The 23,824-nt window shown below is 59.3% G+C and carries 19 protein-coding genes; 11 read left to right on the top strand and 8 right to left on the bottom strand.

Features of this window, described 5'->3' with window-relative positions; genetic code table 11:
* Window positions 1-14: 14 nt before the first annotated feature.
* Together F8N12_RS04160 and F8N12_RS04165 are read right to left on the bottom strand one after the other, a co-directional pair.
* Complete coding sequence (locus F8N12_RS04160) at window positions 15-722, bottom strand: PolC-type DNA polymerase III (protein WP_150579306.1); 708 nt, start codon at window positions 720-722, stop codon at window positions 15-17.
* Complete coding sequence (locus tag F8N12_RS04165; protein WP_150579307.1) at window positions 719-2,653, bottom strand: putative nucleotidyltransferase substrate binding domain-containing protein; 1,935 nt, start codon at window positions 2,651-2,653, stop codon at window positions 719-721. The genes F8N12_RS04160 and F8N12_RS04165 overlap by 4 nt, the downstream gene beginning before the upstream one ends.
* A 256-nt stretch (window positions 2,654-2,909) precedes the next feature.
* On the opposite strand from F8N12_RS04165, the gene F8N12_RS04170 reads away from it, so the two are divergent.
* Window positions 2,910-3,356 carry a response regulator gene (locus tag F8N12_RS04170; RefSeq protein WP_150579308.1) on the top strand — a complete coding sequence of 149 codons (447 nt, stop codon included), beginning with the start codon at window positions 2,910-2,912 and terminating at the stop codon, window positions 3,354-3,356.
* 201 nt (window positions 3,357-3,557) lie between these two features.
* Here F8N12_RS04170 and F8N12_RS04175 read toward each other — a convergent pair whose 3' ends face one another.
* Window positions 3,558-5,735: a malate synthase G gene (locus F8N12_RS04175; RefSeq protein ID WP_150579309.1), complete on the bottom strand. Its 2,178-nt coding sequence runs from the start codon at window positions 5,733-5,735 to the stop codon at window positions 3,558-3,560.
* Between the two features lie 459 nt (window positions 5,736-6,194).
* Between F8N12_RS04175 and F8N12_RS04180 the strand changes: the two genes are divergently transcribed.
* Window positions 6,195-6,713, top strand: a complete 519-nt coding sequence (locus tag F8N12_RS04180; RefSeq protein ID WP_028619921.1) for a glycine cleavage system protein R — start codon at window positions 6,195-6,197, stop codon at window positions 6,711-6,713.
* 215 nt (window positions 6,714-6,928) lie between these two features.
* On the opposite strand, the gene rarD is transcribed toward F8N12_RS04180, so the two are convergent.
* From rarD to F8N12_RS04205, 5 genes are all read right to left on the bottom strand, one after another.
* Complete coding sequence (gene rarD, locus F8N12_RS04185; protein ID WP_150579310.1) at window positions 6,929-7,816, bottom strand: EamA family transporter RarD; 888 nt, start codon at window positions 7,814-7,816, stop codon at window positions 6,929-6,931.
* A gap of 204 nt (window positions 7,817-8,020) precedes the next feature.
* Window positions 8,021-8,995, bottom strand: coding sequence for a serine/threonine protein kinase (locus tag F8N12_RS04190; protein WP_028619919.1), 975 nt, complete (start codon window positions 8,993-8,995; stop codon window positions 8,021-8,023).
* A gap of 237 nt (window positions 8,996-9,232) precedes the next feature.
* A complete protein-coding gene (locus F8N12_RS04195; protein ID WP_150579311.1) occupies window positions 9,233-11,134 on the bottom strand; it encodes a PhoX family protein in 1,902 nt (633 codons plus the stop codon).
* A gap of 225 nt (window positions 11,135-11,359) precedes the next feature.
* The gene (locus F8N12_RS04200) at window positions 11,360-12,124 is read right to left on the bottom strand and encodes a TOBE domain-containing protein (RefSeq protein ID WP_150579312.1); all 765 of its coding nucleotides are present in this window, start codon (window positions 12,122-12,124) and stop codon (window positions 11,360-11,362) included.
* Between the two features lie 326 nt (window positions 12,125-12,450).
* On the bottom strand, window positions 12,451-13,191 hold the full coding sequence (locus F8N12_RS04205; RefSeq protein ID WP_150579313.1) for a ComF family protein: 741 nt from the start codon (window positions 13,189-13,191) through the stop codon (window positions 12,451-12,453).
* 93 nt (window positions 13,192-13,284) lie between these two features.
* On the opposite strand from F8N12_RS04205, the gene bioB reads away from it, so the two are divergent.
* The 9 genes from bioB to F8N12_RS04250 all read left to right on the top strand — a co-directional run bounded on the left by bioB (window position 13,285) and on the right by F8N12_RS04250 (window position 23,748).
* Entirely contained in the window at window positions 13,285-14,340 is a 1,056-nt protein-coding gene (gene bioB, locus F8N12_RS04210; protein ID WP_150579314.1) for a biotin synthase BioB, read from the top strand.
* 138 nt (window positions 14,341-14,478) lie between these two features.
* Window positions 14,479-15,657, top strand: coding sequence for an 8-amino-7-oxononanoate synthase (gene bioF / locus F8N12_RS04215; RefSeq protein WP_150579315.1), 1,179 nt, complete (start codon window positions 14,479-14,481; stop codon window positions 15,655-15,657).
* Window positions 15,650-16,381, top strand: a complete 732-nt coding sequence (locus tag F8N12_RS04220; protein WP_150579316.1) for an alpha/beta fold hydrolase — start codon at window positions 15,650-15,652, stop codon at window positions 16,379-16,381. Before bioF ends, F8N12_RS04220 begins: the two co-directional genes overlap by 8 nt.
* Window positions 16,374-17,186, top strand: coding sequence for a malonyl-ACP O-methyltransferase BioC (gene bioC, locus F8N12_RS04225; protein WP_150579317.1), 813 nt, complete (start codon window positions 16,374-16,376; stop codon window positions 17,184-17,186). Before F8N12_RS04220 ends, bioC begins: the two co-directional genes overlap by 8 nt.
* Window positions 17,183-17,863 (top strand): dethiobiotin synthase, encoded by a 681-nt coding sequence (gene bioD, locus F8N12_RS04230; RefSeq protein ID WP_150579318.1) that lies wholly within the window; start codon window positions 17,183-17,185, stop codon window positions 17,861-17,863. Before bioC ends, bioD begins: the two co-directional genes overlap by 4 nt.
* Before the next feature lie 107 nt (window positions 17,864-17,970).
* Entirely contained in the window at window positions 17,971-18,267 is a 297-nt protein-coding gene (locus F8N12_RS04235) for a pyrroloquinoline quinone biosynthesis protein PqqE (RefSeq protein ID WP_150579319.1), read from the top strand.
* Window positions 18,268-18,545: 278 nt separating this feature from the next.
* A complete protein-coding gene (locus F8N12_RS04240; RefSeq protein ID WP_150579320.1) occupies window positions 18,546-20,351 on the top strand; it encodes a phenylacyl-CoA dehydrogenase in 1,806 nt (601 codons plus the stop codon).
* Between the two features lie 223 nt (window positions 20,352-20,574).
* Window positions 20,575-21,861 (top strand): sensor domain-containing diguanylate cyclase, encoded by a 1,287-nt coding sequence (locus F8N12_RS04245; protein WP_150579321.1) that lies wholly within the window; start codon window positions 20,575-20,577, stop codon window positions 21,859-21,861.
* 90 nt (window positions 21,862-21,951) lie between these two features.
* Window positions 21,952-23,748, top strand: coding sequence for an acyl-CoA dehydrogenase C-terminal domain-containing protein (locus tag F8N12_RS04250; RefSeq protein ID WP_150579322.1), 1,797 nt, complete (start codon window positions 21,952-21,954; stop codon window positions 23,746-23,748).
* Window positions 23,749-23,824 lie beyond the last annotated feature (76 nt).

Raw genomic sequence — 23,824 nt, forward strand, 5'->3', positions numbered from 1 at the left:
GCTACAAGGAGGGGTCAGAGCGACGGCGCTTGCTGCCGGCGCTTCCACTGACTCACCCGCTGCTGCAGGTTCATCGGGCTGTAAATCTGCTGCTGTCTTGCGCGGCTGAACAGGATCAGCGCTAGCTCTGCCGTGGCGAGCGCATCGGCGCTGGCATTGTGGCGCTCGAACACCTCCAGCTTGAACCAATCGATCCACTCGTCCAGGCCCCCCTCGCGAATGTTCGCTTGCGGACACAGCAATGGCGCAAGGTTCGCGACATCCAGAAACGGGTGATGCAATTTATAGCCCAGATGATCCTTCAATGCGCGCCCTAGCATGTGCTGATCGAACGGCGCATGAAACGCCAGCAGCGGACTGTCGCCGACAAACTCCATGAACTCCAGCAAGGCTCGCGCCGGGTCGCTGCCGGCGGCAATTGCGCTCGGTCCCAACCCGTGAATCAGCACGCTAGGGCCGAGTTTACGGTCGTCGCATTGCAGGGTGCGCTCGAATTGCTGACTGAAATCGATCGCGCCGTCCTCGATCACCACCGCACCGATCGACAGCACCTGGTCCTTGTTAAGATTCAGTCCGGTGGTTTCCAGATCGAGCACCACCCAGCGTTGCTCACGCAGGCTGCACTCGCTCAATTCAACCACGGTTGGCAAGCGTTGCAGCCGCTGTTGCAGCTCGCTCGACAGTGCAACGCTGGCCGGGCGTAACCACGAGAACAGATTCATAACTGATACCGCAGAGCCAGGCTACTTTGCAGGCGTTGTGCCTGACGCAGGGACTCACGCAGGATTCGTCGATCCAGATGGTTAAGGGTGTCCGGATCGACCCTGTTGGAGTAGGGCAGATTCTCGCGAGTTTGTAGCTGATGTTGCTGCATGCGGGTTTGCTGAATGAAGTGATACGCCTCTTCGTACGCCGCGCCGTCCAGCCGCTCGATGACCTCTTTGGCGACCAACTGGCGGAAACGCTCCAGAGTGTTATTCGCCTCGATGCCGTGGGCCAGCGCCAGCAGACGCGCGCCGTCGACAAATGGCGTCAGGCCCTGGACTTTCAGGTCCAGCGTGGCTTTCTCGCCATTCTTGCGCGCCAACACGAACTCGCGGAAACGTCCCACCGGCGGACGGTTACGCAGCGCGTTTTCGGCGAGCATGCGCTGGAACAGGCGATTGTCGCTGACCTGGTCAAGAATTCCTTTGCGCAGCTGTTCGCAACCTTGCTCGTTGCCCCAGACCACACGCAGATCGAAATAAATGCTCGAACCCAACAGGTTCTCCGGCGTCGCTTCGCGAATGAAAGCCGCAAATCGACGGGCCCACTCGGCCCGGGACAGACACAGCTCGGGGTTGCCGGCCATGATGTTGCCTTTGCACAGGGTGAAACCGCACAACGCCAGGCTTTGATTGATCTGCTGGGCGATCGGCAGCAGCTTGCCGCGAATCTCGGCAGCGTGTGCCGCGTCTCGGGCTTCGAACAGAATGCCATTGTCCTGGTCGGTATGCAGCGTTTGCTCGCGGCGGCCTTCGCTGCCAAAACACAGCCAGCTGAAAGGCAGGCCGGGGTCGCCTTTCTCGGCCAGGGTCAACTCGATCACCCGGCACACCGTGTGATCATTGAGCAAGGTAATGATGTGGGTGATCTGCGTCGACGACGCGCCGTGGGCGAGCATGCGCTCCACCAACTGGCCGATTTCACCGCGCAGCGCCACCAGATTTTCCACCCGCTGAGCGCTACGGATGGTGCGCGCCAGGTGAACCAGATCGACCCGTTGCAGGGAAAACAAATCACGCTCGGACACCACGCCGCACAAGCGTTGATCCTTGACCAGACAGACGTGGGCGATATGTCGCTCGGTCATGGCAATCGCCGCATCGAAGGCGCTGTGGTCCGGCGACAGAAAAAACGGTGCCGGGGTCATGTGCAGTTGGATGCGTTCGTTGAAATCATTGGTGCCGCCGGCCACCACATGGCGCAGGTCGCGCAGGGTGAAGATGCCCAGCGGCGCTTTGTCTTCATCGACGATCACAATGCTGCCGACCTGCTGCTCGTGCATCTGGGTAACGGCTTCACGCAACGGTGTCGCGGGACTGCACATGACCGGATGGCGCATGGCCAATTCACCCAGGCGGGTGTTGAGCGAATATTGCGTGCCGAGGGTTTCCACGGCTTTCTGCTGGACTTGCTGGTTGACCTGATCGAGCAAGCTGCTCACACCGCGCAGGGCAAAGTCGCGAAATGCGTTGGACAGGGCGAACAGCTTGATGAACGCCAGCTTGTTCAGTTGCAGGCAAAAGGTGTCTTCGGCGGCGAGGTGTTCGGTCCGTGTGGCGCGCTCGCCGAGCAACGCCGCCAGAGGAAAGCACTCGCCCGTGGTGATTTCGAATGTGGTCTCGGTGCCACCCTTCGCCGAGTGCGGACGTTGGCCCACCACGCGGCCTTGCTTGACGATGTAGAAGTGTTCAACCGGGCCATCGGCAGGCTTGATGATGCTCTCGTCAGGCGCGTAAAAACGCAGCTGACATTGTTCCACCAGGAACGCCAGGTGCGCGTGTTCCATCTGATTGAAGGGCGGGAAACGCTGAAGGAATTGCAACGTACCCTGGATGTTCTGCAACACCGCGGTTTTCCCTGCCTGTATGAAGGCGTCCGCTTTACTCATAACCGTTACCGCATGCTTTTGGAATTGTTGTCGTCGGATGACTTTGCCATGGTCGACTCCTGCACGCAGGGTGCCCATTGGACGTAAGTCTAGGTAGGCAGCAGAGCTTATGAAGTTTCGGAAAAACCTTACGTAACTATGGGAAGAACCTATGCTTTTGCCTATTGGAAATAAATCCGACGAAGTGCACATTGTCGGTCCATTTGGCGATGTCTCACCACTGTGCCAGGGATCGATTTGAAACGTAGAGAAAGCCATGTCCGACCACGATATTTTGACTGACGACGAGCGCGAGGCGCTGAGCGCAGTCATGCTCGAACCTGATTTACCGCCGCAACGGGTGTTGATCGTTGACGACGATAAAGATGCGCGCGAGCTCTTGTCGGAGATCCTGGGGCTGGACGGAATCCGCTGCCTCACTGCGGCCAGCGGTGAAACTGCATTGAAGATGCTCAGCGAGAAGCCATCGATCGGGCTGGTCATTACTGATCTACGCATGGGCCACATCGACGGCCTGGACCTGATCCGTCAGGTGCGCGAATCAACGCGCGCAGCCTTGCCGTTTATCATTGTCTCCGGCGACGCCGACGTGCAGGACGCGATTGCGGCAATGCATTTGAGCGTGGTGGATTTTCTGCTCAAGCCAATTGATAGCGTGAAATTGCTTGAGCTGGTCAAGCATGAGTTGGGGATGGAGCCCTGATCAAAGTTCTGCGTTGCCTGTTCGATCGCCTTCGCGGGCAAGCCGCGCTCCCACAGGTTATGTGTCGTATATAGAATTTTCGCTCGGCACAAACCTGTGGGAGCGTGGCTTGCCCGCGAAGGCTGCACCGCCAAATCAAGTGAACAAAAAAAGCCCTGATCCTTCGATCAGGGCTTTTTCATTTGTGGCTTCAGCGCTCAATCACAGGCCATTGGCAGCCTTGAATTCACGACGACGACGGTGCAACACCGGCTCGGTATAGCCATTCGGCTGCTTCGTTCCTTCCACCACCAGTTCGACCGCTGCCTGGAAGGCAATGTTGCTGTCGAAATCCGGTGCCAGAGGACGGTAAAGCGCATCGTTGGCGTTCTGACGGTCAACCACCGGCGCCATGCGCTTGAGGCTTTCCATCACTTGCTCTTCGGTAACGATGCCATGGCGAAGCCAGTTGGCGATGTGCTGGCTGGAAATGCGCAGCGTGGCACGGTCTTCCATCAGGCCGACGTCGTTAATGTCCGGCACTTTCGAACAGCCCACGCCCTGATCGATCCAGCGCACCACGTAACCGAGAATGCCCTGGGCATTGTTGTCCAGTTCGTTCTTGATCTGTTCTGCGCTCCAGCTCGGGTTCACCGCCAGCGGGATGGTCAGGATGTCGTCGACCGAGGCGCGCTCGCGTTTGGCCAGTTCGGCCTGACGGGCAAACACATCCACTTTGTGATAATGCAGTGCGTGCAGTGCAGCTGCGGTCGGCGAAGGTACCCACGCCGTGTTCGCGCCAGCCATCGGGTGAGCGATCTTCTGTTCCAGCATCGCCGCCATCAGGTCGGGCATCGCCCACATGCCTTTACCAATTTGCGCGCGACCTTGCAGGCCAGTACTCAAACCGATGTCGACGTTCCAGTTTTCATAAGCGCCGATCCATTTCTCAGCCTTCATGTCAGCCTTGCGCACCACCGGGCCAGCTTCCATCGAGGTGTGGATTTCATCGCCGGTACGGTCGAGGAAACCGGTGTTGATGAACACCACACGCTCGCTCGCCGCTTTGATGCATGCCTTGAGGTTGACCGTGGTGCGGCGTTCCTCGTCCATGATCCCGACTTTCAGCGTATTGCGCGGCAGCCCGAGCACGTCTTCGACGCGTGCGAACAACTCGTTGGTGAACGCGACTTCTTCCGGGCCGTGCATCTTCGGCTTGACGATATACACCGAACCGGTGCGGCTGTTCTTGCGCGAGTTGTTGCCGTTGAGGCTGTGAATGGCAGCAAGGCTGGTGACCAGGCCGTCGAGAATGCCTTCCGGCACTTCGTTGCACTGGCTGTCGAGGATTGCGTCGATGGTCATCAGGTGACCGACATTGCGCACGAACAGCAGCGACCGACCGTGCAGGCTCAGTTCCTTGCCGTCGACGCCGGTGTAGGTGCGGTCGGCGTTCATGGTGCGGGTAAACGTCTTGCCGCCCTTGGCCACTTCTTCCGCCAGGTCGCCTTTCATCAGGCCCAGCCAGTTGCGGTAGATGACCACTTTGTCGTCGGCATCGACGGCGGCGACGGAGTCTTCGCAGTCCATGATGGTCGTCAGTGCGGCTTCCATCAGGATGTCTTTGATGCCCGCCGGGTCGGTCTGGCCGACCGGAGTGCTGGCATCGACCTGGATTTCGAAGTGCAGGCCGTTGTTCTTCAGCAGGATCGCGGTCGGTGCGTTGGCATCGCCGTGGAAACCGATCAACTGAGCATCGCTGCGCAAGCCTGAGTTGCTGCCACCCTTAAGGGCAACGACCAGTTTGCCGTCAATGATCTTGTATCCGGTCGAGTCTACATGCGAGCCGGCGGCCAATGGCGCAGCTTCGTCGAGGAAGGCGCGGGCGAAGGCAATAACCTTGTCGCCGCGGACCTTGTTGTAGCCTTTGCCTTTTTCCGCGCCACCGGCTTCGCTGATGGCGTCAGTGCCGTAGAGCGCGTCGTACAACGAGCCCCAGCGAGCGTTCGAGGCGTTGAGCGCGAAACGGGCATTCATCACCGGCACCACAAGCTGCGGGCCGGCCATGCGTGCGATTTCATCATCGACGTTTTGCGTCGTTGCTTGGAAATCCGCCACTTCCGGCAGCAGGTAGCCGATGTCCTGAAGGAAAGTTTTATAGGCCGACGCATCATGCGCTTGACCCGCACGAGTCTGGTGCCAGGCATCAATGCGAGCCTGGAAATCATCGCGTTTGGCGAGTAGGGCTTTGTTCTTCGGCGCCAGGTCATGAATGACCTTGTCGGCACCGTCCCAGAACTTGTCGGCGGTGAGACCGGTACCGGGAATGACTTCGTTGTTCACGAAGTCGAACAGGACTTTGGCGACCTGAAGGCCACCGACTTGAACGTGTTCAGTCATTGCTTGCCTCACTCTGCTCAGCTATTTCGCTTTTCAGCTCTTCAAATTGACAATGAAGCCTCTGGCTATTTAAACCACAAACCCCTTCTACCAGTACATGCCATTTCGGGCGGCTGGGTTGTAACCGATCAACGGCTTGGAGGCCTTGCTGACAGGGCTTTCAGGGTTGCGACTGCGCCTGTGGCAGACATCGATCCAAGGTTATGTAGTGCGCGCTGCGGCATACTACATGATGAATTGCGCTTGTGAAAATCAGACTAATTACGTCGTTCTGCGACGCCATGACGCATTGCGGTCACGACGGGGAACGGGATGTTCTCAAAAAACTATTGGATTGTTCCAGTTAAATATCAAAAGTTGTACACGATTTTTGCTTCTCTCCCGATCGGCGTCAGACGATTCAACACAGATTGACCCCTTGCCTATACTTCTTTTTCTAAAACAAAAGAGGGCTGCGCCATGGACCACCTCGTACTCACTGTATTCGCACCGGACAAGGCTGGGCAGGTCGAGCGCATCGCCCAGTGCATAGCCGAGCATGGCGGCAACTGGTTGGAGAGCCGCATGTCGCGCATGGCCGGGCAGTTTGCCGGGATTCTTCGGGTAGGCGTGCCGGCCGAAGCCTACGATGAATTGGTCGACGCCCTGCAAGCGTTGTCGACCCATGGCATTCGGGTGCTGATTGCCGAAAGCGGCATCGAGCAATCCTGCACCTGGAAACCGATTGCCATGGAGCTGGTAGGTAATGATCGCCCCGGTATCGTTCGCGACATCACGCGTTTGTTAAGTGAGCAGGGGGTGAATCTTGAACGGCTGGTGACAGAAGTGCGTCCAGCGCCAATGAGCAGCGAGCCTCTGTTCCACGCTGAAGCCATTCTCGCTGTGCCGTTGACCTTGTCGCTGGACGTTTTACAGTCGCGGCTGGAGACGCTGGCGGACGATCTCATGGTCGAATTGGTGCTGCGCAGCGAACCATGATCAGGTTATCCAAGTTAAACGTGCACCTGCCTGTGGATAACCTGTAGAGACAGCCCGCCAGCCCACGCCGGCCGGGCTTCTTCAAGTTCTGATCAAAAAACCAGCAGTTTCAACAAGTTGCGCACATTCGGCGGGGATCACGCTGTGGATAACCTTGGGAAGGATGTATGTAGGCCACGGCAGACGTGGCCTGTAGAGATTTGTACGTTTTCTGATCAGCTACGGCGACGCAGACTTATCCACGCATCGACGCTATAAATCGCCAATCCCGCCCAGATAAACATGAACGCTACCAGCGTACTGGACGACAAATGCTCATTGAAGAGCAGTACCGCCTGCAGCAGCACCAGAGTCGGCGCGATGTATTGGAGGAATCCCAATGTCGTATAGGGTAAATGCCGTGCAGCAGCGTTGAAACACACCAGCGGCACCAGCGTCACCGGTCCGGCGGCGACCAGCCACCAGGCCTCGGAAGTGCTCCAGAATTGCGCCTGAGCACTACTTGCCCCGGGATTGAACAACAACCAGGCAACGGCGATCGGTACCAGCATCCAGGTTTCCACTACCAGTCCCGGCAACGCCTTGACCGGCGCCTGTTTGCGAATCAACCCGTAGAAACCGAACGTCAACGCCAGTACCAGCGACACCCACGGCAAACTGCCGACCTGCCACACTTGCTGCGCCACACCGACTGCCGCCAGACCCACGGCCAGCCACTGCATGCGCCGCAGCCGCTCACCCAGAATCAACATCCCGAGCAACACATTCACCAGAGGATTGATGTAGTAACCGAGACTGGCTTCGAGCATGCGGCCGTTGTTAACCGACCAGACGTAGGTCAGCCAGTTGGCCGCGATCAATGTGCCGCTCAACGCCAGGATCGCCAGCCGTTTGGGGTTGTCGCGCAATTCGCGCCACCAGCCCGGATGCTTCCAGACCATCAGCAGCAACGCGCCGAACAACGCCGACCAGAGCACCCGGTGGACAATGATTTCCACGGCAGGGACGTTGGCGATGGCTTTGAAGTAGAGCGGGAAAAGTCCCCAGATGATGTAGGCACTCAGGCCCAGAATGTACCCGCGACGCGGGTTGGCGACTTGCATGCGGAATCCTTGCTTAGGTAGCTAACAAAGAGGGGATTGTAAGGAGATTTTTCTGTGAATGTCCTGCCTGATTAGGTCGGGCAGTTGCGAACACCCTATCTGTGGGAGCGAGCCTGCTCGCGAAAGCGGTTTGTCAGTCGACGTCTCTGTTGAATAAACGTCCGTCTTCGCGAGCAGGCACGCTCCCACTACAGGGATTGAGTGTCAGAACAATTTCAACGGTTCTTCGTTGAGCGCGGACAGCTGTTCACGCAACGCCAACACCTGATCGCCCCAATAACGCTCCGTACCAAACCACGGAAAGCTGTGCGGAAATGCCGGGTCGTCCCAGCGGCGGGCGAGCCAGGCGCTGTAATGCATCAGGCGCAAGGCGCGCAACGGTTCGATCAACGCCAGTTCGCGTGGATCGAAATCATGAAACTCGTTGTAGCCGTCCATCAATTCCGACAACTGCCCCAGGCATTCCTGGCGATCACCGGCAAGCATCATCCAGATATCCTGCACCGCAGGGCCCATGCGGCAGTCGTCAAGGTCGACGATGTGGAACATCTCATCGCGGCACATCATGTTGCCGGGATGACAGTCACCATGCATGCGGATGTTCTGGTGCGGCGTCGCCTTGTAGACCTCTTCCACGCGCTTGAGCAAGTCGCGAGCCACTGATTCGTAAGCCGGTAGCAGGCTTTTCGGGATGAAGTTGCCTTCCAGCAAGGTTGTCAGCGAATCGTGGCCGAAATTTTTCACGCCCAGTGCTTCACGGTGTTCGAACGGCTTCGTTGAACCCATCGCGTGAAACCGGCCAAGCAATTGACCGAGGCGATAAAGCTGATCGAGGTTCCCGGGCTCTGGCGCACGGCCGCCGCGACGTGGAAACAGCGTGAAGCGGAAACCGTTGTGTTCGTGCAGGCTGGCGCCGTTGTGAATCATCGGTGCGACCACGGGCACATCGCACTCGGCGAGCTCGAAGGTGAACTGATGTTCTTCGAGGATCGCTTCGTTTGTCCAGCGCTGCGGGCGATAGAACTTGGCGATCAGCGGTTCGGAGTCTTCGATGCCGACCTGATAGACGCGGTTCTCGTAGCTGTTGAGTGCGAGAATGCGCGCATCGCTGAGAAAGCCGATGCTTTCGACGGCATCAAGCACGAGGTCGGGGGTGAGCGTTGCAAACGGGTGGGCCATGCTGACTCCTGCGCGCAGCAGGCTGCCGCGTCCGGCCAAGCATGGTAGCGCAGACGGGGGGCTTTAGGGGTTGCACTTGAGGTAAGTGTTGTTCGTGGCGACGCCTTCGCGGGCAAGTCAGGATGCCGCACCACACGCTCCCACAGGGTATTGCGGTGCGCACGTTATTGCGTCACACCGCAGCTTCCTGTGAGAGCGTGTGGTGCGGCATCCCGACTTGCCCGCGATGAGGCCCTGTCAGGCGCCGACAACCCCACCATCTTCACGCATAATCGCCATCACCGAAGACCGCGGCTTGCCGTTCGGCAAATGCTCCGGGAACGTTGAACCACCGTTCTCCCCCGGATGCTGAATCCCGACAAACACAGTCTTCTGATCCGGCGAGAACGCAATGCCGGTCACCTCGCAACCTACCGGTCCGACCATGAACCGCCGGATCTCCCCCGTCACCGGATCGGCGCAGAGCATCTGGTTGTTGCCCATGCCCGCATAGTCCCCGGTATTGCTCGAATCGCCATCCGTCTGGATCCACAAGCGTCCGCCCTTGTCGAAACTCAGGCCGTCGGGGCTGTTGAACATGTTTTGCGTATTAACGTTCGACGAACCAGCCTTCGGCGTTCCGGCGTGCACGCCGGGGTTGCCGGCGACCACGAAAAGGTCCCAGGCAAAGGTTTTTGAAGCGTGATCGTCGCGATCCGTACGCCAGCGCAAAATCTGCCCGTATACGTTTTTTTCGCGCGGGTTGGGCCCACCGATCGGCTGACCCTCCTCGCCGCGTTTGACGTTATTAGTCAGCGTGCAATACACCTGGCCATCCTGAGGGCTGACGACAATCCATTCCGGACGGTCCATGCGTGTCGCTTTCACCACACTGGCGGCCAGACGTGCGTGGATCAGCACTTCAGCCTGATCGGCGAAACCGCTGCTGGCATCGATGCCGTTTTTGCCGTGGGTGAGTTCGATCCATTCGCCGTGGCCCTTGGGATGATCGGCATTGCCGTCACCGGCGTCGAAACGCGCGACGTACAACGTGCCGTGATCCAGCAGGTCGCGATTGGCCTTGGAATTCTTGTGATTGATCTTGTCGCGGCTGACGAACTTGTAGATGAATTCGCCCCGCTCATCGTCGCCCATGTACACCACGACGTGCCCGTCAGCGGTTTCAGTCAACGCGGCGTTTTCATGTTTGAAGCGACCCAGGGCCGTGCGCTTGACAGGCGTCGATTGCGGATCGAACGGATCGATCTCGACGATCCAGCCGTGACGGTTGAGCTCGTTGGGATTCTTCGCCAGATCAAAACGCTCGTCGTGCTGATGCCAGTTGATCTCTTTGCTCGCGACAACCACGCCATAGCGTTTCTGCGCGGCATCGAATTTTTGCTCGGCGTTATTGCTGCCAAAGCAATCGGTGAAGTTTTCTTCACAGGTCAGGTAGGTGCCCCACGGGGTCATGCCATTGGCGCAGTTCTGAAAGGTGCCTAATACGGTTTTACCGTCAGGATCGGCGCTGGTTTTCATCAGCGCATGACCGGCAGCCGGGCCGCTCAACTGGATCGGCGCATTGCCATGAATTCGCCGGTTGTAGCGCGAGCCTTGAACAAAACTCCACTGACCGTTCTGGCGCTGGATTTCAATCACCGATACGCCTTCACAAGCCAGCGCCTTGTGCACATCGTCCGCTGACTGCGGCATGCCGCCGTGGGGGTAGAGGTAGCGATAGTTGGTGTATTCGTTGTTGATCGCCATCAGCGCCCGGTCTTTTTCACCGGGGAATTCGAACAGGCTCATGCCGTCGTTGTTGTCGCCAAACTGCAGTTCCTGCTGAGCTGCGGTGCCGTTGCCCTTCGGGTCGAAGGCCGGCCCGTCCTTGTGCAGAGGCTGACCCCAGCTGATCAACACCGAGGATTTGTAGCCCGGCGGCAGGGTGATGGCGTCGATGGTGGCGGCGGGGATGCTGGCAAAGCCCAACAGTTTGCTCGCGCCTGCGCTGACACTGTCGGCCAGCACGCTGCGGCTCAGGAGGTTGCCACCGAGGAACATTGCGGCGCCGCACAGGGCGCCGGCGCTGATGAAGCCACGACGGCTGAGGCCGACCATGTTTTCGAGATCGGTGGACTGGTTTTCTTCTAGTAGGCTCACGTCAGGCTCCCTGCAGATTTTGCAGTCACCATAGAGAGCATCGATGAAGTTTTTGTTGCAGTTGCTGCACACCGCCTTTGTAGCAGCTGGCGGAGCCTGCGTCCGGATGCGCAGCAGTCGCAATCTCATATCAATTTTTGATCACGATCGCGGCGTGAGTTTTTACGACTGCTGCGCAGCCGGACGCAGGCTCCGCCAGCTGCTACAGGGATTGAGGTGTATGGATTACAGCGGTGTGCCCAGCAAAACGTAGGACGGCGCGAATTGCACGCGCACCGGTTTATCGGCGGCCAGATCAAGCGAGCGCAAGTGCAGCGGCTCGGCCAGTGCGCACAACGTCCGGCCGTTGGGCAAGCCTATGCGCACTTCGCTGGGGCCGTCTTCGGCGTCGAGGATTTCTTCGATGATGCCGGTCAGCTCGTTGTAACCCGGCGTTGCCGAATCTTCGATCGCCAGCAGCTCCAGCCATCCGGCCTTGATCAGCGCCACCACCTCTGTGCCAGTCTCCAGATCAAGACGCAGCGTGCTGTCGTGAGTGATCTGCGCAACCAGCGTCAGGCCCCCGGCCAGCTGGAGTCGGATCGCGTCGTTGCGACCCTGACTGGAGATCGCGATGACCTTGCCGTGCAACTGATTACGCGCGCTGGTCCTGAGCATCAGGCGTCCGAGCAAGTCGAGATCGCTGGCGTCTTCTGCCGCTTCCAGTACCTGCGCCTGCAGGGTCTGCAGTTTTTGGTAAAGGCGCAGCACCCGTTCACCTTCGCTGGAAAGCCTGGCGCCGCCGCCGCCTTTGCCACCTACGCTGCGCTGCACCAACGGTTTCTGCGCAAGGTTGTTCAATTCGTCGATGGCGTCCCACGCGGCTTTGTAACTCAGGCCGGCGCTCTTTGCCGCGCGGGTGATCGAGCCCTCTTCAGCAATGTATTGCAGTAACGCGATGCGTTGCGGGCGACGGACGATGTGCTGAGACAACAACGTGGGCATGGACATGGCGAGAGGCTTTGGTCTGTGGCGATGTCGGGGACGTTGGCTGCTGGCAGCCTGGACGTCAAGTCGGGCAGCGGATTTGTGAGAGCAAGCTTGTTCCGGGCGGCGTACCGTCGCAAGCGGTGTGTCGGTCGATACGATGCTGGCTGATACGGCCTCATCGCGAGCAGGCTCGCTCCCACAGGGATTGATGGTGTTACGGGCGTTGTGGGCCAACCCAGAACCCTTGTGGGAGCGAGCCTGCTCGCGATGAGGCCGCCACATAACAATTTTGTTGACTGACAGAGCGCGAGCCAGCCCGCACCCACAGGTTTTGTATCCGGCCTGAGTCAGGCTGTGTCGCCGGGCTTCGGTGTACGCGCCAGGCAATAAACATCGACCCGCGCCGCGCCCGCGTCCATCAGTAGCCGCGCCAATGCATGAGCCGTGGCGCCCGTGGTCAGCACGTCATCCACCAGCGCCAGATGAAGGCCCGCGACCCGTGCATCGGGCGCCAGGGCGAAGGCATTGCGCAGGTTCTTTTTGCGCGCTTCGGCATTCAGTTCCTGCTGCGCACTGGTGTCCTGAATTCTCAACAGGATCTTGTCATCGCAAGGAATGTCGAGCCCTTCACTCAGCCATCGCGCCAGCATGGCGGCTTGATTGAAACCTCGCTTGCGCAGGCGTTTTGCGGTCATAGGCACTGCAAGCATTGAGTCGGGCCGATCCATATCCTCGTCGAAACGATGGAGCAGATATTGAGCTAGAAGGTCACCGAGCAGTCGTCCATAAGGCCAGCGGGCGCTGTGCTTGAAACGAGTGATCAGGCTGTCGAGCGGAAAGCCGTAGGTCCACGGTACTGCCACCTGTTCAAATGCCGGCGGTTGTGAGAGGCACTGACTGCACGTCAGCCCTGCAGACGGCAGTGGTAATGCGCAAGTTCGGCAATGTTCACCCAGCCAAGGTAGCTCGGTTTCACACGCCATGCAGATCGGTGTGGCGTCATCGGCTACTTCGCTGCAGAGTAGACAGTACTGTTTGTTTTTTAACCAGATGTAGACCGGCCCTTCGTATCGCGGTTGACAGCGCATCGCTCTTCCTTAAATATGCCCAACATCCGTGTTGCGTCTGTGGGTATTCCTCGACCCCGGCCGCCAATCAAGCATAAAACAAAGGAAACACCCATGAGCGCCAGCACCACTGCAACTCTGCGTCATGATTGGTCTTTGGCCGAAGTCAAAGCACTCTTTGTACAGCCATTCAATGACCTGTTGTTCCAGGCGCAGACGGTGCACCGCGCACATTTCGATGCCAATCGCGTTCAAGTTTCAACGCTGCTTTCGATCAAAACCGGCGCTTGCCCGGAAGATTGCAAATATTGTCCGCAGTCCGGTCATTACAACACCGGGCTGGAAAAAGAGAAGTTGATGGAAGTGCAGAAGGTCCTCGAAGAGGCCGCGCGCGCCAAAGCCATCGGCTCCACTCGCTTCTGCATGGGCGCGGCGTGGAAACATCCGTCGGCCAAAGACATGCCGTACGTGCTGGAAATGGTCAAAGGCGTGAAAGCCATGGGCCTGGAAACCTGCATGACCCTCGGTCGCCTGGATCAGGACCAGACCGAAGCGCTGGCCAACGCCGGCCTCGATTACTACAACCACAACCTTGACACCTCGCCGGAGTTCTACGGCAGCATCATCACCACGCGCACTTACGGCGAACGCCTGCAAACCCTGGCGTACGTGCGTGATTCGGGCATGAAGATCTGCTCCGGTGGCATCCTCGGCATGGGCGAGTCGCTGGACGACCGCGCCAACCTGCTGATCCAGTTGGCCAACCTGCCGGAGCATCCGGAATCGGTGCCGATCAATATGCTGGTGAAGGTCGCCGGCACGCCGCTGGAAAATGCCGACGACATCGATCCGTTCGACTTCATCCGCATGCTCGCGGTCGCGCGCATCCTGATGCCGCAGTCTCACGTGCGCCTGTCCGCTGGCCGTGAAGCGATGAACGAGCAGATGCAGGCGTTGGCATTCTTTGCCGGAGCGAACTCGATTTTCTACGGCGACAAGTTGCTGACCACCGCCAACCCGCAGGCCGACAAGGACATGCAACTGTTCTCGCGCCTGGGCATCCTGCCGGAAGCGCGCGAAGAGCATGCGGATGAAGTGCATCAGGCGGCGATCGAGCAGGCGTTGGTCGAGCAGAAAAGCACCGGCCAGTTTTATAACGCGGCTGTTTGACCCTTCACCGCTCCGCTGAAATGCAAACCCTCGTAGGAGCTGCCGCAGGCTGCGATCTTCTGACCTTGTTTTTTCAAGATCAAAAGATCGCAGCCTGCGGCAGCTCCTACAGAATTACTTTCTACTTGCGAGGCCTGCATGTCCTTCGATCTCGCCGCACGCCTCGCTGCCCGTCGTGCCGACAATCTCTACCGTCACCGCCCCCTGCTCGACAGCCCGCAAGGCCCGCAAGTGGTGGTCGATGGTCAGCCGTTGCTGGCGTTCTGCAACAACGATTACCTCGGCCTGGCCAATCATCCGCAAGTGATTGAGGCCTGGCGGGCCGGTGCTTCCCGGTGGGGCGTCGGCGGCGGCGCTTCGCATCTGGTGATCGGCCACAGCACGCCGCACCACGAACTTGAAGAGGCCCTCGCTGACCTTACCGGTCGACCGCGTGCGTTGCTCTTTACCACCGGCTACATGGCCAACCTCGGCGCAGTCACCGCGCTGGTGGGGCAGGGCGATACGGTGCTCGAAGACCGGCTCAATCACGCGTCATTGCTGGACGCCGGTCTGCTCTCCGGCGCGCGCTTCAATCGTTACCTGCACAACGACGCGACGAGTCTGGCCAGGCGTCTCGAGAAGGCCACCGGCAATACCCTGGTGGTCACCGATGGGGTATTCAGCATGGACGGCGACATCGCCGATCTGCCGGCGCTGGTGCGCGAAACCAAGGCCCGCGGGGCGTGGCTGATGGTCGACGACGCCCATGGTTTTGGTCCGCTGGGCGCCACGGGCGCCGGCATCGTCGAACATTTTGGCTTGAGCCAGGACGACGTGCCGGTACTGGTCGGTACGCTGGGCAAAGCGTTCGGTACAGCCGGCGCGTTTGTCGCTGGCAGCGACGAGCTGATCGAAAGCCTGATCCAGTTCGCCCGCCCGTACATTTACACCACCAGCCAGCCGCCGGCGCTGGCCTGCGCAACGTTAAAAAGCCTGCAATTGCTGCGCAGTGAACACTGGCGCCGTGAGCACTTGCAGACCCTGATCCGCCAATTCCGCCGGGGTGCCGAGCAGATAGGTCTGCAGCTGATGGACAGCTTCACGCCAATCCAGCCGATCATGGTTGGCGATGCCGGGCGCGCGGTGCGACTGTCGCAAATGCTTCGCGAACGCGGCCTGATGGTCACTGCAATTCGCCAGCCGACCGTGCCTGCGGGCAGTGCGCGTTTGCGGGTGACGTTGACTGCAGCGCACAGCGAAGCACAGGTGCAGCTATTGTTAGAGGGCCTCGCTGACTGTTTCCAACAACTAAGCCCGGAGCCAAACCATGCGTAATCGGCTGATTCTTCTACCCGGTTGGGGGCTCGGTGTTTCTCCGCTGGAGCCATTGTCTGCGGCGCTGCAGGGGCTGGATGAGCGCCTGCGCGTCGAGATCGAGCCGCTGCCGGAACTGGAATCCGCTGACCTGGAAGAATGGCTCGACGAGCTCGACGCAACCGTGCCCCAGGACACCTGGCTGGGTGGCTGGTCGTTCGGCGGCATGCTCGCGTCCGAACTGGCGGCGCGGCGTGGCGATCGCTGCTGCGGCGTACTGACGCTTGCGAGCAATCCCTGTTTTATCGCCCATGAACAGTGGCCGAGTGCGATGTCGGGGGAAACCTTCGACGCCTTCCTGGCCGGGTGCCAAACCGGTTCGCGGCTGACCTTGAAACGCTTTGCATTACTTTGCACTCAGGGCGCGGAAGACCCGCGCGGGTTGTCGCGGTTGTTGCTCGGCGGCGCTCCGCACACGGCCGACGGCGTACTGATGAGCGGCCTCGAAGTGCTCGCGCAACTGGATACCCGCCAGGCGTTGCAAGCCTTTCGCGGACCGCAACTGCACCTGTTTGCCGGACTCGACGGCCTTGTGCCCGCAGAAGCCGCCAGTGAGTTGCTGGCGTTGTTACCGGATGTCGAAATCGGTCTGATTGAACAGGCCAGCCACGCCTTTCTTCTGGAAGACCCCCACGGTGTGGCGGGGGCGATCCAGGCCTTTTTGCATGAGTTTGGTGATGACTGATTTATCCCTTCACAGTTTGCCCGGCGGCTTGCCGGACAAGCGCGACGTAGCCGCTTCTTTCTCCCGCGCGGCAGCCAGCTATGACAGCGTGGCCGAGCTGCAGCGTGCGGTCGGCAGCGAATTACTGAGCAGGCTGCCGGACGCTTTCATCCCGGCTCGCTGGCTGGATCTTGGGTGCGGCACCGGCTATTTCAGCCGCGTGCTGGCCGAGCGGTTTGCCGGCAGCCACGGCGTGGCGCTGGACATTGCCGAGGGCATGCTCAGTCACGCGCGGCCCTTCGGCGGGGCCCGCGATTTCATTGCTGGCGATGCAGAGCAATTGCCGCTGCAAGCTTCGACCTGCGATCTGATCTTTTCAAGCCTGGCAGTGCAGTGGTGCGCGGACTTCGCTGCAGTGCTCAGCGAAGCAAATCGGGTGTTGAAACCGGGTGGGATGTTCGCGTTTGCCAGTCTGTGCGTGGGCACCCTGGCGGAGCTGCGCGACAGTTGGCGTCAGGTCGATGGCAGAGTGCACGTCAATCGGTTTCGTGAGTTCGGGGGCTATCAACAGCTTTGCGCCGACAGTGGTTTGCAGATCGCTACCCTGGAAACCTGTCCGCAGGTGCTGCATTACCCGGATGTGCGCAGTCTCACCCACGAGCTCAAGGCGTTGGGTGCGCACAACCTGAATCCCGGTCGCCCCGGCGGCTTGACCGGCCGCGCGCGAATTCTTGGCTTGGTCGAGGCTTATGAGCGGTTTCGTCAGGCCGAAGGTCTGCCGGCGACTTATCAAGTCGTGTACGCCGTTTTGGAGAAACCTCGATGAGCGCAGCCTATTTCATCACCGGCACGGACACCGATGTCGGCAAAACCACTGTTGCGGCGGGGCTGTTGCACGCTGCGCGCTCAGCGGGCCTGAGCACCGCAGCGGGCAAGCCGGTGGCGTCCGGTTGCTCGGTCACGCCCAAGGGGCTGCGCAACGCGGATGCGCTGGCGCTGTTGGCGCAGTGCTCGATGCCTTTGACGTATAAACAAGTGAATCCGCTGGCGTTCGAGCCGGCCATTGCGCCTCATCTGGCCGCGCGGGAAGCAGGAGTAGCGTTGACTGTGCAGTCTCTGCTCACGCCGATGCGGCAGATTCTGGACTTGCAGGCGGACTTCACCTTGATCGAAGGCGCCGGTGGCTGGCGCGTGCCGCTGGCGGATCAGGACAATCTGTCAGACCTGGCGATGGCGCTGAATCTGCCAGTGATTCTGGTGGTTGGCGTGCGCCTCGGCTGTATCAGCCATGCACTGTTGACTGCCGAAGCGATCGCCCGGGACGGACTGCAGCTGGCCGGTTGGGTGGCTAATATCATTGATCCGAAGACGTCGCGGCTGGAAGAAAACCTCGCTACGCTTGCCGAACGACTCCCCGCGCCGTGCCTGGGACGGGTACCGAAACTCAAGTCGACAACGGCTGAGGCAGTAGCTGAACATCTTCAGCTGGATTTGCTGGACTAGGCTTTTACTATGAGAAGGCACCGTGCCATTAGTGTTTATGTCGGGCCTTTTGCAGCGGCGTCTGCTTCAATGAATGCTTGTTGATCCTTCAAAGGACGCGTTCTCCCATGGAAATCTCAGGAAACACCGCTTTTTATGCCGGGCTGAGCACTATTCAGACTGGGCAGAACCGTGTTGATCAGGCCGCAGGGCAGATTGCCAACACTACCATCGAGCGTTCGGTCACCAGTCAGTCCTCCGAGTCGCAAGTCGACCGTCTGCGCTCTATCGATCGCGCTCAGCAGTCTGACCTCTCCAGCAGCATGGTCGAGATGGCTCAAGGCAGGTTTCAGATCGAAGCTGGGGTCAAAGTTGCCAAGGCTTCCGACGAAGTGCTTGGCACCTTGATCGATACGTTTGCTTGATCCCGCGCTCCAATCCGCTCTCCGACGCCGCGCCTGTCCGCGGCGTTTTGCTGCGTAAGTCCTTCTCGCTCAACTAATCTTCTTCGTATGACATCTGCAATCAGCGGGTATCTGTGCGGGCTAGCGCGTGCGTGCACATCGCGTGTTGATGACGAACGGCAAAGCATCGACGCTTGACAAGATTTAGGCGTAAACGTATGTTTCAAACAACTGTTTGACCGTTACAACACATCTACACGGTCGTTCATCCCCGGTTACATCAGCAGAGGTTTATCGCTATGCCTGACTACAAGGCCCCCTTGCGTGATATTCGCTTCGTTCGTGACGAACTGCTCGGCTACGAAGCGCATTATCAGAGCCTCCCGGCTTGTGCAGACGCAACTCCTGACATGGTTGACGCCATTCTCGAAGAAGGCGCCAAGTTTTGTGAGCAGGTATTGGCTCCGCTGAACCGCGTGGGTGACACCGAAGGCTGCACCTGGAGCGAGTCCGGCGTTAAGACGCCGACCGGTTTCAAAGAAGCCTACAAGCAGTTCGTTGAAGGCGGCTGGCCAAGCCTGGCCCATGACGTAGAGCACGGCGGCCAAGGCTTGCCGGAGTCGCTGGGCCTGGCAGTCAGCGAAATGGTCGGCGAAGCCAACTGGTCATGGGGCATGTACCCGGGCCTGTCGCATGGCGCCATGAACACCATTTCCGAGCACGGCACACCTGAGCAACAAGAGGCCTACCTGACCAAGCTGGTTTCCGGCGAATGGACCGGCACCATGTGCCTGACCGAACCGCACTGCGGCACCGACCTGGGCATGCTGCGCACAAAGGCCGAACCTCAGGCTGACGGGTCCTACAAAGTTTCCGGCACCAAGATCTTCATCTCGGCCGGTGAACACGACATGGCCGACAATATCGTCCACATCGTGTTGGCACGTCTGCCGGATGCACCGGCTGGCACCAAAGGCATTTCGCTGTTCATCGTGCCCAAGTTCATGCCGAACGCTGACGGTTCGATCGGCGCTCGCAACGCCGTGACCTGTGGTTCCCTGGAACACAAAATGGGCATCCACGGCAACGCCACCTGCGTGATGAACTTCGACGCGGCCACCGGTTATCTGATCGGCCCGGCGAACAAAGGCCTGAACTGCATGTTCACCTTCATGAACACCGCACGTCTGGGTACCGCACTGCAAGGTCTGGCCCACGCCGAGATCGGCTTCCAGGGCGGCCTGAAATACGCTCGCGATCGTCTGCAGATGCGTTCGCTGACTGGCCCGAAAGCGCCGGAAAAAGCCGCTGACCCGATCATCGTTCACCCTGACGTACGTCGCATGCTGTTGACCATGAAGGCGTTCGCCGAAGGCAACCGTGCAATGGTTTACTTCACCGCCAAACAAGTCGACATCGTCAAATACGGCGTAGACGAAGAAGAGAAGAAGAAAGCCGACGCACTGCTGGCCTTCATGACTCCAATCGCCAAAGCCTTCATGACCGAAGTCGGCTTCGAATCCGCCAACCACGGCGTGCAAATCTACGGCGGCCACGGCTTCATCGCCGAGTGGGGCATGGAGCAGAACGTTCGCGACAGCCGTATTTCGATGCTGTACGAAGGCACCACTGGTATTCAGGCACTCGACCTGCTGGGCCGTAAAGTGCTGATGACGCAAGGCGAAGCCCTGAAAGGCTTCACCAAGATCGTCCACAAATTCTGCCAGACCAACGAAGGCAACGAAGCCGTTCAAGAATTTGTCGCACCGCTGGCTGCGCTGAATAAAGAATGGGGCGAGCTGACCATGAAGGTCGGTATGGCCGCCATGAAAGATCGCGAAGAAGTCGGCGCGGCGTCGGTGGACTACCTGATGTACTCCGGTTACGCCTGCCTGGCCTACTTCTGGGCTGACATGGCGCGCCTGGCGGCAGAAAAACTGGCGGCCGGCACCTCGGAAGAGGCGTTCTACACGGCCAAGTTGCAGACTGCGCGCTTCTACTTCCAGCGCATCCTGCCGCGTACCCGCACTCACGTTGCAACCATGCTGTCGGGCGCCGGTAACCTGATGGACATGAAGGAAGAGGACTTCGCGCTGGGTTACTAAGACTCGCGTAAGTTGCTTCATTGGGCCGCTGCTTCTTCGGAAGCAGCGGCTTTTTTGTGCGCGACACAAATGGCTAAACATTCCAGCCAAAAAATCCTAAGAAGAACGCAGACGCTGCCGTTAAAGAGGATGGCGATGTGACATGTGTCACACCTTGTGTGATTTACTGGCGCAAATGCAGGCCCAGTGCCATCTCTTTCTTGCCGGGTTGGAGTTTTACCCTTTGTCGCGTCCTTCCGCTGTGCGTATCAGTCATTTTCTGCCGTCCTTTCTGCTCTTGATAGCGGGACTTGCGGCGGCCTACGTCAAGGATCTGAACGTCTTCTTCACCTCGCTGTTCAACGTCTTGCCCACGTTGGTGCTGTTGCTCGGCGGCGCTTACTGTGCGGTATACCGACGCCAGCGCGAACTGTTTCTGATGGTCACGGTGTATATCGCCTACTTCCTGCTCGATACCCAAACCGATTACTACCGTGATAACGGCAAAGTTCGCGCAGACGCTGCGGTGGTGTTTCACCTGTGTTGCGTGCTGTTACCGCTGTTGTTCGGGGTGTTTGCCGCGTGGCAGGAACGCACCCATTTGTTTCAGGACATGGTGGCGCGTTTCGCAGTGTTGGTGGCGGTGGGCAGTGTCGCGCTGGGCCTGGAACAGAGTTACCCGCAAGCGCTGCTGTCGTGGCTGTCGGAGATCCGCTGGCCCGCGTTGCACGGGGCCTGGATGAGTCTGATCCAGCTCGCCTATCCGGTATTTATCGGTGTATTTCTGCTGCTGGGTTGGCAATACTGGCGCAATCCAAGGCCCTTGCACGCCGCGCAACTGGTCGGCCTGCTCGGACTGTGCTGGGCACTGCCGAAGACTTTCATCCTGCCGTTCACGCTCAATATCATGTGCAGCCAGGTCATGTTGATGATTGCTGCGGCGGTCGCTCATGAAGCTTATCAAATGGCCTTTCGCGATGAGCTCACCGGTCTGCCCGGTCGCCGCGCATTGAATGAGCGCATGCAGCGTCTGGGGCGCAATTACGTCCTGGCGATGAGCGATGTCGACCACTTCAAGAAATTCAACGACACACACGGCCATGATGTCGGTGATCAGGTGCTGCGTCTGGTCGCCAGCAAGCTGTCGAAAATCGGCGGTGGCGGAAGGGCGTATCGCTACGGCGGAGAGGAATTTGCCTTGGTCTTCGCGGGCAAGACCCTCGAAGAGTGTATGCCGCACCTGGATGTCATCCGCGAATCCATCGCTACCTACAACATTCATCTGCGTAATCAGGACCGTCCCCAGGATGACCAACAGGGGCGGCAGCGTCGTGCGGGTGCGGCGGCCTCGAGTGTATCGGTTACCGTCAGCATCGGCGTCGCCGAGCGTGTCGAGCAACGTAACCCGGAAAAAGTTCTGAAGTCGGCAGACGAAGCGCTCTATGCAGCCAAAGGCGCTGGCCGCAACTGTGTAGTGGCGTACGGACAGAATCGCCGTGGTGCCGTGCGCATGGACACGGCTGCAGGTTGAGTGATGATGGCGCATTCAGCGTCTGGACTGTGATTGTGGGGCATGCTCGCCAGCATTAGGTTTGAGGGATCTGCTGCCGGAGAAATGACCATGCCCGAGTACAAAGCCCCGCTGCGCGACATGCGCTTTCTGATTGACCACGTCTTCGATTTTCACAGTAACTACGCGGCGCTGGGCGCCACCGATGCCAGCCCGGACATGGTCAGTGCGATCCTTGAGGAAGGCGCTAAATTCTGCGAGAACGTACTCGCGCCGCTCAATCGCAGCGGTGATGAAGAGGGCTGCCATTTCGACAATGGCGTGGTGACAACGCCTGCAGGCTTCAAGCAGGCTTTCGCGCAATACGTCGAGGGCGGCTGGAACGGTCTTGCGGCCGATCCAGCGTACGGCGGCCAGGGCTTGCCCAGCTCGCTGGGCCTGATCATCAGCGAGATGGTGGGCTCCAGCAACACCTCATGGGGCATGTACCCCGGCCTGACCCACGGAGCGATGTCGGCGATCCATGCCCATGGCACCGACGCGCAGAAACAGACTTATTTGAACAAACTCACCGCCGGTGAGTGGACCGGCACCATGTGCCTGACCGAAGCTCATTGCGGTACCGATCTGGGCATCATCAAGACCCGCGCCGTGCCTGCGGCCGACGGCAGTTACGCGATCTCCGGCAGCAAGATTTTCATCTCCGCCGGCGAGCACGACATGAGTGCCAACATCGTCCACCTGGTGTTGGCGAAACTGCCGGATGCGCCGGCAGGCACCAAAGGCATTTCGCTGTTCATCGTGCCCAAATTCCTACCTGATGCAACAGGTGAGGCCGGCGAGCGCAACGGCGTTTCCTGCGGATCGATCGAACACAAGATGGGTATCAAGGCGTCGGCCACTTGCGTCCTGAATTTCGACGAGGCCAAGGGTTTTCTGATCGGCGAAGCGAACAAAGGCCTCAACTGCATGTTCACCATGATGAACCACGCGCGCCTCGGTACTGGCATGCAGGGATTATGTCTAGGCGAAGCGAGCTTCCAGGGTGCGATCAAGTACGCCAACGACCGCCTGCAAATGCGTTCGCTGACCGGGCCGAAAACACCGGAAAAAGCTGCCGACCCGATCATCGTCCACCCCGATGTGCGCCGTATGCTGCTGACGATGAAAGCCTTCAACGAAGGCAATCGCGCGCTGACGTATTTCACCGCGCAGTTGCTGGACGTCGCGCATCTGAGCGCGGATCAGGCGGCACGCCAGGATGCCGAGGACTTGCTGGCGTTCCTCACGCCCATCTGCAAAGCCTTTATGACCGACACCGGGCTGGAAGTGACCAACCTCGGCATGCAAGTGTTTGGAGGGCACGGGTACATTCGCGAGTGGGGTATGGAACAGTTGGTGCGCGACTGCCGGATCGCACCGATTTACGAAGGTACTAATGGTATCCAGGCGCTCGACTTGCTCGGACGCAAGGTGCTCGGCAGTCAGGGCAAACTGCTGCGCGGTATTACCAAAATCGTCCACAAGTTCTGCGCGGCGAATGCCGGGCACGCTCAGTTGGGCGATTATGTCGCGCAGCTCAACGAGCTCAATCAGCAGTGGGGGGAACTGACGACCAAAGTCGGCATGGCCGCCATGAAAAATGCGGATGAAGTCGGCGCTGCGTCAGTGGATTACCTGATGTACAGCGGTTACATCATTCTGGGTTATCTGTGGCTGCGTATGGCGCTGGTAGCGCAGGCGCAAATGGATGAGGACAGTGGCGACGCTGATTATTGCCAGGCCAAGCTGGCGACCAGCGAGTTCTATTTCAAGCGACTGCTGCCGCGCACGGCTGCCCATCGCGCGGCGATCGAGGCGGGGAGTGATTGCCTGATGCAACTGCCGGCGGAATTGTTTGCGCTCTGACGCGTCTGTTTGAACTGCATCGCGGGCGAGCCTTGCTCCTTGGTTTCCTGTTGTACACGGTTTGTACATGCGACGG

The sequence above is a fragment of the Pseudomonas fluorescens genome, from assembly GCF_902497625.1.
Lineage (GTDB): Bacteria > Pseudomonadota > Gammaproteobacteria > Pseudomonadales > Pseudomonadaceae > Aquipseudomonas > Aquipseudomonas fluorescens_BQ.